Source organism: Limnospira platensis NIES-39 (genome assembly GCF_026000695.1).
Lineage (GTDB): Bacteria > Cyanobacteriota > Cyanobacteriia > Cyanobacteriales > Microcoleaceae > Limnospira > Limnospira platensis.
Window position 1 is genome coordinate 2,723,178 of the sequence record NZ_AP026945.1, and the last position, 12,861, is coordinate 2,736,038.

The window sequence follows — 12,861 nt, forward strand, 5'->3', positions numbered from 1 at the left end:
AAACCCCCGCTGATTAGCTACTAAATGACGCACCCCGTAAATACCTAATCAATTATTATTGATTATAGCGATTCGGTGGATTGGTGAGGTACTTTTCAAAGCCTCCTTCGACAAGCTCAGGACAAGCCTCTCCCAATAGGGGAGAGGGGTTTGGGGTGTAGACGCGCAGCGGCTTCTCTTTGAGTGGGCTGTACCTTAATGGATATGAGAAACGCTATATCCACCAGAGTAATTAGATAATTCCGGTTCCTTTACCTCGGTTATCTTCAGACATAGTTAACTTACCTTCTTCGTCCGTTTCATTAACTTCTTTAAGGGTTTCGACTCGTTCGGCTTGTTCCGCCTGTTCTTGTTCGCGTAAATCACCAGGTTCCTCAACGTACATTTCTGGTTCAATGGCAAAATTATCTAATAGTCCTTCTCGACTTATACGATAACCAGCCGTAGTATCTGTAGTTCCTTCCGCCGCGTCAGGAGTCTTTTTAAAGTTCTCGCCTTCTCTTTCCATGCGGGCGGCTGTTTCCGCCGACATAATGTTGCGATCGTAGTTAGCACCTGCTGTAGCTTGATTATTTTTTTGAGTTGCCATGATTTAATTTTCTCCAATTTAGTGCTAGAATAGTTAAGTTGTCTTGTGTTGCTGGGTGAATGAATTACCCTATTTATTAATGTTGGGAACCACATTCGGGCGTTCTTTATCCTCCCAACCGACAGGACGCTTAGAGTTATACCAAGCAATAGAACCAATAGAAGCTGCTGCAATAAACCCTACTACTAAGGATAAAGTGGCAGCCACTGGAAAATGAGGCGCATTTGTTGCCACTTCACCTAAGACTAAATTAATATCCATAAACAGATATTTTCCTCACAAATCAGCATTAACCCCATACTATCGGTTAATCTCTATCGGGTCTTCTACCTGTGGTGGTACATTAATCATCAATTGCATCATCCTAAAGTTCAATACCCATCATTAGTAGGGTGCGTCAGATACCGCCAACCGAATAAATAGCCGATAATTAATTGCTGACGCACCGAGCCCATCATTAGTAGGGTGCGTCAGATACTGCCAAGCGAATAAATAGCCGATAATTAATTGCTGACGCACCGAGCCCATCATTAGTAGGGTGCGTCAGATACTGCCAAGCGAATAAATAGCCGATAATTAATTGCTGACGCACCGAGCCCATCATTAGTAGGGTGCGTCAGATACTGCCAAGCGAATAAATAGCCGATAATTAATTGCTGACGCACCGAGCCCATCATTAGTAGGGTGCGTCAGATACTGCCAAGCGAATAAATAGCCGATAATTAATTGCTGACGCACCGAGCCCATCATTAGTAGGGTGCGTCAGATACCGCCAACCGACCGAATAAATAGCCGATAATTAATTGCTGACGCACCGAGCCCATCATTAGTAGGGTGCGTCAGATACCGCCAAGCGAATAAATAGCCGATAATTAATTGCTGACGCACCGAGCCCATCATTAGTAGGGTGCGTCAGATACTGCCAACCGAATAAATAGCCGATAATTAATTGCTGACGCACCGAGCCCATCATTAGTAGGGTGCGTCAGATACTGCCAACCGAATAAATAGCCGATAATTAATTGCTGACGCACCGAGCCCATCATTAGTAGGGTGCGTCAGATACTGCCAACCGAATAAATAGCCGATAATTAATTGCTGACGCACCGAGCCCATCATTAGTAGGGTGCGTCAGATACCGCCAACCGAATAAATAGCCGATAATTAATTGCTGACGCACCGAGCCCATCATTAGTAGGGTGCGTCAGATACTGCCAACCGAATAAATAGCCGATAATTAATTGCTGACGCACCGAGCCCATCATTAGTAGGGTGCGTCAGATACCGCCAACCGAATAAATAGCCGATAATTAATTGCTGACGCACCGAGCCCATCATTAGTAGGGTGCGTCAGATACCGCCAACCGAATAAATAGCCGATAATTAATTGCTGACGCACCGAGCCCATCATTAGTAGGGTGCGTCAGATACTGCCAAGCGAATAAATAGCCGATAATTAATTGCTGACGCACCGAGCCCATCATTAGTAGGGTGCGTCAGATACCGCCAAGCGAATAAATAGCCGATAATTAATTGCTGACGCACCGAGCCCATCATTGGTAGGGTGCGTCAGATACCGCCAACCGAATAAATAGCCGATAATTAATTGCTGACGCACCGGAAAAATCATCTATTATTCTCTACAACTGATTAATTTCTTTGCGGAGGGCCGTTTCCACCCGTTGCCATTCAGCCTGGGTTTCTGCAAAGCGTTCAACCGCACTACCAGTAACAAAACATTCCACCTCTGGGCTATCACTTTCCATCCCCGCACGTCCCATATATTCAAGTTCCTTGCAAAACTCAGAAAATCTAAGGGCTCCCAGTTGTGCGCTACTAGATTTTAACGTATGGGCGGACTCTTTTAAGCCTTTAGGGTCTTGGGCATCAATAGCTTTACGCATACCATCAATATGTTGGGGTGCTTCCTGTAAATAGGTAGCAATTAGCAAATCGACAAAAGGATCATCTTCATCATCATATTCCCTGAGATTTTCCAAAACCTGATGATCTATGGGACTATTATCGGTCATTAATTCTTCCTCAACAGTATGATTATTGAGAATTTTGTGCCCATTAGCTTCAGTAACATCAACAACCATAACCTGTCCATTGGGACTACCCCCATTTGTACTTTGTTGAGGGATGGTTGTAGATTTAACCCGATATCCATTTTGAGCAGATACTTCGTGAACTTCAGTTACCGTGGGAGAAATGGGATGACATTTAGCTAAGGCTTCAGCTAAAGCCTCCCGGCGCACAGGTTTAGTAATATAATCATCCATACCTGCATTCAAACACATTTCGCGATCGCCTTGCATAGCATTAGCAGTCATCGCAATAATTCTAGGTTTCCGTGGACCCATATCGCTACCATCTGAGTAGGCGGCGCAGATATGTTTAGAAGTCTCCAAGCCATCCATTTCCGGCATTTGTACATCCATCAAAATTACATCATACTGTTGTCGGTTTAAGGCATCGAGAACCTCCAACCCATTACCAGCAATATCAGCGCGATACCCCAAACGTTCTAATAGTTTAATCGCTACTTTTTGGTTAGTGACATTATCTTCAGCCAATAAAATCCGCAAATTGGCATGAGGTTGAGGAATTGCCGGGTCATAGCCAGACTCAGCATTCTTAATATGATAGTGTTTTTCAATAGTCTGGCTATCAGCAAAAATCTGCATCAGGGTATTGTAAAACTGAGATTGTTTGAGAGGCTTGTTAACCAATCCCGCCACATTAACACCCTGGGCTTCTAGTCGTCGCAGTGAATCGGTATTGCTGGCATAATTAAACATGACTAAATTAAAAGGTTTTTGGCGGTATTTACCAGCAATCATCTGTTTTTCTAATTGGCGAATACGACTCGCTAGGGTGGCTTCATCCATATCAGGCAAATTGATACCTAAAATAATCAAATCTAATTCGGGGTTATCATGCAAAACCTTTAAGGCATCAGCGCCAGTTTTGACGCGCACGGGAACCATACCCCAAGATTTAACCTGACGGATAAGCAGTTTTTGATTAATGTCGTGATGTTCAACAATTAACACTTTCTTACCATGAAGGAAATCATCACTAAATTCTCCCAAATCGGGGGTATTAAATCCGCTACAAACTATGGTAAAATAGAAGATAGAGCCAGGTCTGAACACCTGTGGGCGCACAAAGTCGGGGGGAGGATTTCCGGCGACACTAGATATCAAAGATGAGGTTTCATCGTGATATTCATCGAGCAAATTTACCCAACTAGCCACCCACATTTTCCCATTCATTAATTGACTCAACCGCTGAGAAATTGCCAAACCTAAACCCGTGCCTCCATATTCCCTAGTGGTGGAAGCGTCAACTTGAGAAAAGGCTTTAAATAGGCGATCTATCCGGTCGGGAGGAATGCCAATTCCGGTATCTCTGACTTCAAATTGCAGGACGTAATGACTTTCAGTAAAATCAGAATCATCAAATTTTTTGACATCTTTTTTGGCATCGGGATGGGTAGCTTTCACTGCTAAAATTACCTCGCCTTCGGAGGTAAACTTAATAGCATTACTGACCAAATTAACCAACACTTGACGCAGGCGAGTGACATCACCCAGGATAGTTTTAGGAGTGGAAGGATCTATGATATAAGCTAACTCTAAACCCTTTTCGGCGGCGCGCCCAGACAGCAATTCTAGACACTCTTCGAGACAGTTACGGAGTTTAAAAGGTTGCTTTTCTAGTTCGAGTTTACCAGATTCAATTTTGGAGAAATCTAGGATATCATTAATAATGGTTAAAAGGGCATCGCCACTGGTGCGGATAGTTTCGACAAAATCTCGCTGTTCGGGGGTTAATTCCATATCTAATAGTAACCCGGTCATGCCAATTACTGCATTCATAGGAGTGCGGATTTCGTGGCTCATGGTTGCCAGAAATTCACTTTTAGCACGACTAGCAATTTCGGCGGCGAGTTTGGCTTCTTCTAAGGCTTGATTTTTGGCTTCGAGGGCGCGATGGCTTTTGACTTCGACTTCTAGTAATTTGGCTTGGGCGATGGTAATTCCTACTTGGGAGGCGACATCTTCGAGAAATTCGATTTCGTCTCGGTTCCACTCGCGCATTTGTTGGCATTGATGCAACATAATAATGCCATTGGGTTCGTCTTGATAGGAAGTGCGAACGGCTAACATGGATTTTAAGGCCATGCGACGACAGAGGGGAATGGAAGATTCCAGTAAAGGTTCGGAAAAAACATCGGTAGATGCGATCGCTCTATCAGAGGTGAGGAGTGCTTCAATATAGGGATTATAAGATACAGAAATTTCCAGCTTGAGGGTAGACTCATAGCCAGTTTCTAGGTATTCTGCCACACAGGTTAGGTGTGGGTAAGGTTCGGGAATATAGGTATAAATAGAACAGCGGTTAACAGCAAATACCCGACCAATTTGGCTGGCGGTAGTTTGAAATACTTCTTGGGTTTCCAGTTTAGAGCGAACTTTATGGGTAATTTCTTTAAGTAATACTAGATGCTGATTTTGTTGCTGAAGTGCTTGCGCCGCCTGTTCGCGAGCAATTTCACTACCAATATAGGTAGCCATGAGTTTCAGGATTTCCTTTTCAATGGCTCGAAATTTTGAGCGGGGCTGATAACTCAGGAAACTGAGGGTTCCATAGTCTCTACCACTGACGGTGACTTTTACGCCTAGATAGGCTTCAAAACGGCGCACAGCGTAGGCTGGGTGGTCTTTCCAGGGGGAATTCTGGAGTGATTCGATACCTACTACCTCATCAGACCCGGCGGATTCTCCTTCTAAGGTTTGATGGAGGGCGAGGGTATCGCCTTTGGCAAATCCGAAGGTCAAATTTTCAGGAATACGGGTGGCGATCACTTCATAGCGCCCCCCCCAGACGCGCCCTAGCAGTCCTATTTCCACACCAAAGCGATCGCATCCCATTTGTAAAAGACGGGTGATACGGGTATCAAAATCGGCGTTAGAACCAATAGTTGCTTCATAAAGCTGAGTCATCGCCTCGGATCTTTCTTGCAATTCGTTGGGCCAGGTGCATTGTGGGGGGACAGACGGGACCGGAACCCTCGGCGGATTTTTAACTTCTGGCTGGGACTGAACTTGCTGGGCGAGTTTAGCTAGGGCGGCGTGCATCGATTGGGGACGCAATGCACCCATAAGGATGGTGCTAGGGGACATAACGCTGATGGGATAGTTGCGCTCATCCATCACTACTAGGGGTAGTTGGTGATAGTATTTCCCCATAACTCTCAGGGCGGCTCCTAGGGTAATGCGCGATCGCACAATTACGGCTGGGTTATTACAGATGCTATGGGCTGGGGTTGTGTAAAAATCCACCCCTAAAGCTACCAGGGTGAGAATATCTTGGCTGGTGACAACTCCCACTAATTTAATCGCCTGTTTATCGGAATTGGGTGCTGATGTGTTCTCTGGGGGGGGGACGGTTTCCGTGACAACTACAGATGGCACTCTGTACCTGGACATTAACTTAGTTATATGGAAAATCGACGAGGAGGAGGGGGCGTGAACTAGCCTAGATGTCTGATTGTTGGCAATTTGACTCAGTTGGATTACGTCTTCTGGTACAAAGGTCTGTTGGGACTGAGGAGCGACGGACGAGGGACGACGACCATTGGCAGAATAGGATGATGACTGAGGCTTTTTCTGGCTTTTATTGCTCCGAGATAGACAGAGGAAATTTTCCGGACAGATCATCCCGGTGACTTCCCCCCGATCATTGACAATGGGTAAATGGTGGATCTGGTTTTGCTCAAAGTAAGCAAACAGGGTAAAGATATCGGTCAGGTCCGACTCTTTGGCGCTAATCACAGACCGAATCATAATCCGAGAGATGGGAAACCCACAGAGGCGATCGTTAATTGAGCAAAGTTCCACGATATCCTGGACTGTAAAAATCCCCACCAATACAGAATATACTTCCTGAAGAGTGGTGTGATCACAACTAACAACTTTTTCCGGTTTTTCTACAATCAATACATAGCTTGACCTGTTGCTACTCATCAGCAAAATGATATCTTCGACAAGAGTATCTGGCTTGGTCGTCAGGGGTTTGCGGTTGATTGCTTGAAAAATGGAGGGAATAAACATGGGACAGCTTCTGGTGATTGGGATTGGATTCGGTGAGATAGGGAGTGATGGAACATCATTGACTCAAAATGACAAGGGGGCTTAGTGGTTGGGGGGGGTAAAACCCCCTTTACTATCTCCAGGATAAATTGTATTTGGGGTAAATGTCTGATCTATTTTCCCTTGCATCGGCCCTAATCTATATAAAATAAAGATTAGGGCTACTTTCAGGGAATCTGAGGGTCATAAATTTCAGCTTACTGATCAGGCTACATCTCCCTTAGAGATTTCCCCCCTACTACTATTGTCAACTTAACCGCCCAGTATTCCCAAATAATCCCTAGTTGGGATCGTTGATGGTCAATGGTATGCTGGGGAATAACTTAAACTCAAGGTTATACACTGCCCACTATCTGCTTCTATGGCTATTTTGGATTCTAAAGGTCGCTTGTTCGCAAAGGTGAGCATTCTCGACCTCGGCGCTGCGGCTGTCATTTTGCTGGTGATTGTCGGAATTTTCTTTTTCCCGGGAACTTCTGGGTCGGTGGCTCAAATTGGGGTCACGACTAAACCTGTGGAAGTTGATGTAATTGCTTTGGGGATGCGTGGACGTAATCCCCAGGATTTTCTCAAGGCTGGAGAAAAGACTAATCTGATTATCCGTAACCAACCCTATGGACAGGTAGACATTAAAGCGGTTGAGTTTCTACCTCGGACTATCCCAGTTACCCAACCTGACGGGAGTTTGAGGGCTCTACCTGACCCAACGGCTGATTTTATTTTCAGTAACAATATTTTGCTCACTTTGGAGGGCCAGGGTCAAGTTACTAATACGGGTCCGGTTTTGGGTAATGTCAAAATTCGCATTGGTAATACGGTAGAACTAGAGGGAAACACCTACAATTTTAACGCCAGTGTGGTTGATATTCGAGTCCAGGATTAATGGTGGGTTGATTTCATGCGGATTAAAATTTGTGGCATAACCCGACTTGACCAAGGACAGGCGATCGCCTCTTTGGGGGCGACTGCTTTGGGGTTTATTTGTGTTCGGGCTTCCCCTCGCTATATCCACCCAGACCAAATTCGGGCGATTACCTCTGATCTACCAGACAGGGTAGACCGGATTGGGGTTTTTGCTAATGCCACTTTTGAGGAAATCTGGGAAACTTTCCATCAGGCTAAATTAACGGGGGTACAACTTCATGGGGATGAATCCCCCTTATTTTGCGATCGCCTACGACAAGAACTTCCCCATGGTGAGTTAATTAAAGCTATCCGGGTTAAAACTCCGCAATCTCTCACCCTAGCCAACAGCTTTATTCCCCATGTAGATGCTTTGCTGCTAGATGCCTATCATGGTCAACAGTTGGGGGGGACTGGTCTCACCATAGATTGGCAATCTTTGGGTGAGTTTCGCCCTGCCATACCCTGGTTTTTGGCGGGGGGACTTAATCCTGATAATATCATTGAAGCCCTTAGTTGCCTAAACCCTGACGGGATAGATTTGTCTAGTGGAGTAGAGCGATCGCCTGGAGACAAGGATATTGCTAAAGTTACTCAACTATTTGAGAAGTTAAACCTGACCAAATCCCCCTTTCATCCCTCGGAAAATTTGCTATAACTCCTGATTAGATTGTACCATTAATCAACAGAGAAAAACAACTATACCCCTCTGGGGAATGAGTATCTAATGACTACTGATCAACCCCTTGGTTCTGTGATTCAAGGTTCCTTGACAAAGGGACTGGAAGTGCGACTACACGCCGATGTTTCCGTCGAGGACATGAGAGTTGGTAAGTTTTTGGTAGTCTATGGAGTGCGATCGCATTTCTTTTGTTTACTAACTGATGTCTGTCTAGGAACCTCTAGCCCCCGCATTCTTAGCAATCCTCCACTACCGGAAAATGATTTTCTCCAAGCTGTGTTAGCCGGAAACAGCACCTATGGAACTATTGAACTTAGTCCCATGTTGATGCTGAATCGGGATGTCTGCGATCGCTATGATATTCAACTCAAAGTTAACGGAAATGGTAACGGTGCCGCCTCTTTTCAACCTAACACCAATACCGAAGAGTTTGAACTACTCCCCGTTAAAACTATCCCCAGCCACTTCTCCCAGGTCTACGAAGCTAAGGAAAGAGATTTTCGGGTGATTTTTGGCTGGGAAGATGACCCCCAACGACGTAATTTTGCGATCGGGGAACCTATTGATATGCAAGTTCCCGTCTGTCTCGATCTCGATCGGTTTGTGGAACGCAGTAACGGTGTTTTTGGGAAATCGGGAACCGGAAAATCTTTTTTAACCCGGTTATTATTATCAGGAATTATCCGTAAACAAGCGGCGGTTAACTTGATTTTTGATATGCACTCTGAATATGGTTGGGAGGCTGTATCGGAAGGCAAAAAATTTAATACCGTTAAGGGATTACGACAACTTTTTCCGAATCAAGTAGAAGTCTACACTCTTGACCCAGAGTCAACCCGCCGCCGGGGAATTCGAGACGCTCAAGAGTTGTATTTGAGTTATAACCAGATAGAGGTAGAAGATTTAAACTTAGTCCAACGAGAATTAAATCTCTCGGAAGCTGCTTTAGATAACGCTAATATTCTCTGTAGTGAGTTTGGTCAGGATTGGATCTCGCAACTGTTGGGGATGACTAATGAAGAAATCCAAATGTTTTGCGATGAACGCCGGGGTCATAAAGGGTCGATTATGTCCCTACAACGAAAGTTGATGCGTATGGAAAATTTGAAGTATATGCGCCCTACTTGTCCGTTTAATTATATCGATCGCATTCTTCAGTCTCTGTCAGCCGGAAAGCACGTTATTGTTGAGTTTGGTTCCCAGTCGGATATGTTATCCTATATGCTGGTAACTAATATGATTACCCGCCGCATTCACCAGTCCTATGTCCGAAAAGCTGAAACATTTTTGGCTTCTAAAAATCCTGGCGATCGCCCTCAACCTCTGGTAATTACCATCGAAGAAGCCCATAGATTTCTCGATCCAGCCGTGGTTAGGTCTACTATTTTTGGCACTATTGCTAGGGAAATGAGAAAGTATTTTGTCACCCTATTAATTGTTGATCAACGTCCGTCAGGAATTGACTCGGAGGTGATGTCTCAAATAGGGACTCGTATCACCGCTTTATTAAACGATGATAAGGATATCGATGCGATTTTTACTGGGGTTTCTGGTGGTCAAAATTTGCGATCGGTTTTGGCAAAATTAGACTCTAAACAACAGGCTTTAGTTTTAGGTCATGCCGTCCCTATGCCTGTGGTAATTCGCACTAGACCATACGATGAGACATTTTACCGCGAAATTGGAGATATAGCTTGGGAAGAAATGCCGGACGAGGTAGTTTTTGAAGCCGCTGCGACCGCCTTAGATGACCTGGGATTTTAGCGACGCTGCGATCGCTTTTGTTGCCAATATCGGAATAAGGGAAGACTCACAGTATAAATAGCGATCGCTGCTATTAATCCCATTACAGTCGATCCTAACAATAAAACCCCCGCCAATTCGGCCCCAGTTTCTACCAGTTCACTAAAGTCTTTAACTGATTGTAGATCGACATCATCAATCATTAGTGAAAATTGATTAATTCCTAGCAGCCACATTCCCACCTGAAAGTTAAAAAAGAACAGGGGAACATAAGTCAAGGGATTACTCACCCAAGTTCCCGCCACCGCTAGGAGTTTATGACCTCTTAAAATAACCGCAACCGCCACCCCGATAATCGCTTGAAACCCAAAAAATGGAAAAAAACCAGCAAACACACCCGCCGCCAGACCCCTCGCCAAATATTCTGGTTGTCCTCGCAGGCTAATTAACCGCAGATATACTAATCTTAACCACCGCCACCAATATACCCATATTCTTTTCTGCGGTGGATATTCAGATAATCGATACACAGATAGTTTCTCCTTGCTGTTATTTTTGCCATAGGAGTTTTTATTATACAACTTCTCCAGATTTTTGGGCATGATTTCATCAAATCATTGACAATTGAGCATTTTTCGGTGAATTGCTGAACCCATTAATTTTCTGGGGGTTCGGGGGTTGCCTCTTGCCTAATCCCAGCGAATATGCTATAATATATCCGCCACAAAACCGACATTAATTAGATTATCAAATATTCCGAATATATGTCAATTCCCCGTATCCATTCCGACACAATTGAGGAGGTTAAAGAAAGAGCTGATATTTATGATATCATCTCTGAAAAGGTGGTGCTTAAACGCCGTGGGAAAGACTTTGTGGGTCTGTGTCCATTCCATGAAGAAAAAAGCCCAAGTTTTACCGTGAGTCCCAGCAAACAGATGTACTACTGTTTTGGTTGTGGTGCGGCGGGAAATAGCATTAAGTTTTTAATGGAGTTGGATAAATCCTCCTTTTCTGATGTGGTTTTAGACCTGGCGCGACGCTATAATATCCCCCTCAAAACCGAATCGCCCGAACAGCATCAGGAGTTCCAAAAGACCCTTTCCTTGCGGGAAAAACTCTATGAGATTTTAGCGATCGCCACCAGTTTTTATCAACACGCACTCCGCCAACCCCAGGGAGAAGCAGCTTTAGAATATCTGAAATTTTCCCGCCGTCTGGGAGAGGAAACTATCCAGGAATTTCAGCTAGGTTATGCACCAGGGGGGTGGGAAAATATTTATAGTTATTTAGTCGAACAAAAAAACTTTCCTGTAGAATTAGTCGAAAAAGCTGGGTTAATTGTTCCCCGCAAAGCCGGGAATGGTTATTATGATCGTTTCCGCGATCGCCTAATTATTCCCATTTATGATATCCAGGGAAGAGTGATTGGTTTTGGGGGTCGCAGTTTAGGAGATGAACAGCCTAAATATCTAAATTCTCCCGAAACAGAACTATTTGATAAAGGGCGAACTTTGTTTTGTTTAGACAAGGCAAAAACGGCTATATCCAAACAAGATATGGCTGTAGTTGTTGAGGGTTATTTTGATGCGATCGCTCTCCATGCAGCCGGGATTAATTATGTGGTAGCATCCCTAGGAACCGCACTGAGTATTAATCAAATTCGTCTGCTGCTACGCTATACAGAATCCCAGCAAATTATCCTCAATTTTGATGCCGATGCAGCCGGGACTAAAGCCACAGAAAGAGCCATAGGAGAAATTGAAACTCTCGCCTATCGTGGGGAAGTAAACCTGAGAATTTTAAACCTTCCCAATGGGAAAGATGCCGATGAATATTTATATATTCACACCCGCCATGATTATCAGGATTTGGTAGCAAAAGCACCCTATTTTTTAGAATGGCAAATCAATCAAATTGTCGGCGGTAAAAACATCGAAAATGTCGCCGAATCACAGAGAATAGCCACAGCCATGGTGGAATTACTCCGCCGAGTCGAAGATTTAAACCAACGCACTGCTTATATTCAATCCTGCGCGGAAATTCTCAGCCAGGGTCAATCACGGTTAATTCCCATGTTAGCCGACAGTCTGCGAAAACAGATTAATAAACCAGTAAATAAGCATCATCAAGCATCTACGGCTACTAAATCAAATATTATTTCCGCTAAACGTGACCGAACTCTGTTAGAAGAAGCCGAAGGTTTGTTGCTGCGGATTTATCTACACTGTCCAGAGTATCGACAGGAAATGATTAACGCTTTGGAGGCACAAAGTTTAGAATTTAGTTTAACAAAATATCGGTTTTTGTGGATGAAAATTGCGGAAATTGAGTTGAATTTACAGGAACAGCAAGCCAGAGAAGATATTGATTTGATTTCCCAACTACAAAACTTTGATCGGGAACATTCATCAGAAATCTCGGAAGTGTCTCATTTATTCTACTTAAACGAAAATAATATCAATGATATTCAACGTCCTAGCATGGGGATTCGCACCGCCACAGCTTGCTTAGAATGGGTAATATGTGAAAAACGCTATCTTCAATATTTAGATAAGTGGAAAAACACTGATATTAAACTTAATTTAGAATTGGCTGAATACTATCAGCAGCAAATCTACGCCGAACAAAAACGCATGAAAGAATTAGAACAACTACGGATGGTTAAGTTTTCCGAGTTGACTTTTTAATGTGGTTTTTGAAAATGGCCTAAGACGGTCTCTGGTTAATTAAAAATGGTCTAAGAAACCGGATTAATTGTAAGAAAATTCTCATAAAAT

The 12,861-nt window shown here is 44.0% G+C and carries 15 protein-coding genes; 4 read left to right on the forward strand and 11 right to left on the reverse strand.

From position 1 onward, the window contains the following. Positions 1-232: 232 nt before the first annotated feature. The 10 genes from N39L_RS13200 to N39L_RS13245 all read right to left on the reverse strand — a co-directional run bounded on the left by N39L_RS13200 (position 233) and on the right by N39L_RS13245 (position 6,714). On the reverse strand, positions 233-589 hold the full coding sequence (locus N39L_RS13200; protein WP_006615856.1) for a hypothetical protein: 357 nt from the start codon (positions 587-589) through the stop codon (positions 233-235). 69 nt (positions 590-658) lie between these two features. Next, positions 659-850 carry a photosystem II assembly protein Psb35 gene (gene psb35, locus N39L_RS13205; RefSeq protein ID WP_006615857.1) on the reverse strand — a complete coding sequence of 64 codons (192 nt, stop codon included), beginning with the start codon at positions 848-850 and terminating at the stop codon, positions 659-661. 196 nt (positions 851-1,046) lie between these two features. Next, positions 1,047-1,193: a hypothetical protein gene (locus N39L_RS13210; protein WP_158307552.1), complete on the reverse strand. Its 147-nt coding sequence runs from the start codon at positions 1,191-1,193 to the stop codon at positions 1,047-1,049. Then, positions 1,193-1,339: a hypothetical protein gene (locus N39L_RS13215; RefSeq protein WP_158307552.1), complete on the reverse strand. Its 147-nt coding sequence runs from the start codon at positions 1,337-1,339 to the stop codon at positions 1,193-1,195. The genes N39L_RS13210 and N39L_RS13215 overlap by 1 nt, the downstream gene beginning before the upstream one ends. Before the next feature lie 76 nt (positions 1,340-1,415). Continuing rightward, positions 1,416-1,562, reverse strand: coding sequence for a hypothetical protein (locus tag N39L_RS13220; RefSeq protein ID WP_157888697.1), 147 nt, complete (start codon positions 1,560-1,562; stop codon positions 1,416-1,418). Continuing rightward, positions 1,562-1,708 carry a hypothetical protein gene (locus N39L_RS13225; protein ID WP_157888697.1) on the reverse strand — a complete coding sequence of 49 codons (147 nt, stop codon included), beginning with the start codon at positions 1,706-1,708 and terminating at the stop codon, positions 1,562-1,564. Before N39L_RS13225 ends, N39L_RS13220 begins: the two co-directional genes overlap by 1 nt. Next, positions 1,708-1,854 carry a hypothetical protein gene (locus tag N39L_RS13230; protein WP_157888697.1) on the reverse strand — a complete coding sequence of 49 codons (147 nt, stop codon included), beginning with the start codon at positions 1,852-1,854 and terminating at the stop codon, positions 1,708-1,710. Before N39L_RS13230 ends, N39L_RS13225 begins: the two co-directional genes overlap by 1 nt. Before the next feature lie 72 nt (positions 1,855-1,926). Then, the gene (locus tag N39L_RS13235; RefSeq protein WP_158307552.1) at positions 1,927-2,073 is read right to left on the reverse strand and encodes a hypothetical protein; all 147 of its coding nucleotides are present in this window, start codon (positions 2,071-2,073) and stop codon (positions 1,927-1,929) included. Beyond that, positions 2,073-2,219 carry a hypothetical protein gene (locus N39L_RS13240; protein ID WP_410223174.1) on the reverse strand — a complete coding sequence of 49 codons (147 nt, stop codon included), beginning with the start codon at positions 2,217-2,219 and terminating at the stop codon, positions 2,073-2,075. The genes N39L_RS13235 and N39L_RS13240 overlap by 1 nt, the downstream gene beginning before the upstream one ends. Before the next feature lie 10 nt (positions 2,220-2,229). Further along, positions 2,230-6,714, reverse strand: coding sequence for a response regulator (locus N39L_RS13245; RefSeq protein ID WP_006618604.1), 4,485 nt, complete (start codon positions 6,712-6,714; stop codon positions 2,230-2,232). Positions 6,715-7,114: 400 nt separating this feature from the next. Here N39L_RS13245 and N39L_RS13250 point away from each other — a divergent pair, with 400 nt between their 5' ends. The 3 genes from N39L_RS13250 (at position 7,115) to N39L_RS13260 (ending at position 10,102) form a co-directional block, all read left to right on the forward strand. Continuing rightward, positions 7,115-7,636, forward strand: coding sequence for a DUF4330 domain-containing protein (locus N39L_RS13250; RefSeq protein WP_006618603.1), 522 nt, complete (start codon positions 7,115-7,117; stop codon positions 7,634-7,636). Positions 7,637-7,651: 15 nt separating this feature from the next. After that, positions 7,652-8,314, forward strand: a complete 663-nt coding sequence (locus tag N39L_RS13255) for a phosphoribosylanthranilate isomerase (protein WP_006618602.1) — start codon at positions 7,652-7,654, stop codon at positions 8,312-8,314. A gap of 69 nt (positions 8,315-8,383) precedes the next feature. Beyond that, positions 8,384-10,102 (forward strand): helicase HerA domain-containing protein, encoded by a 1,719-nt coding sequence (locus N39L_RS13260; protein ID WP_006618601.1) that lies wholly within the window; start codon positions 8,384-8,386, stop codon positions 10,100-10,102. Here N39L_RS13260 and N39L_RS13265 read toward each other — a convergent pair. Next, entirely contained in the window at positions 10,099-10,683 is a 585-nt protein-coding gene (locus N39L_RS13265; RefSeq protein WP_006618600.1) for a DUF2062 domain-containing protein, read from the reverse strand. The genes N39L_RS13260 and N39L_RS13265 overlap by 4 nt on opposite strands. 162 nt (positions 10,684-10,845) lie before the next feature. Here N39L_RS13265 and dnaG point away from each other — a divergent pair, with 162 nt between their 5' ends. Beyond that, positions 10,846-12,771: a DNA primase gene (gene dnaG, locus N39L_RS13270; RefSeq protein ID WP_006618599.1), complete on the forward strand. Its 1,926-nt coding sequence runs from the start codon at positions 10,846-10,848 to the stop codon at positions 12,769-12,771. Positions 12,772-12,861 lie beyond the last annotated feature (90 nt).